This window comes from Shigella sp. FC1967, assembly GCF_001743005.1.
Taxonomy (GTDB): Bacteria; Pseudomonadota; Gammaproteobacteria; order Enterobacterales; family Enterobacteriaceae; genus Proteus.
Map to the genome: position 1 here is coordinate 1 of NZ_MIIZ01001307.1, position 406 is coordinate 406.

Sequence of the window (406 nt, forward strand, 5' to 3'; positions counted from 1 at the left end):
GTCGTCATTGTGTTTGCCCCTTCAACATTCCCCATAGCTGACGGTGAAGATCAGCGATTACCTTGTACGTCCCCTTCACTGCTGGATGCTCAAGGGTCTTGAGCATCCACAAAGCAATAAACAGGCTGGAAAGCAGTGCCACCACCAACTGGATGTTGTGGCTACTCAAATAGACGGCATAGCCGTTTAGGCAGGCACTCAATAGCAACCAGACCCTGGCCGTCATCAGCCCCCAGCGGTGATAGGTCACGAGCAGGTAGGCTGTTACGACAGAACAGAGTGTCATTGCACCAGAAGTGGCTAGGTAAAACGACCCATGTACTGGCCTCGCCAGTGACGTAAGTGCCACCAACGGAGAAGGACAAGCCAAAGATCCAAATTGCTGCATTCCGGAGTAGGGCATCAA

General features: G+C 52.5%; 1 pseudogene. It reads right to left on the minus strand.

Annotation, left to right across the window (positions count from 1 at the left end):
• Window positions 1-161: 161 nt before the first annotated feature.
• Window positions 162-406 (minus strand): annotated as a pseudogene (locus BHE89_RS27220) (hypothetical protein); the annotation flags it as partial.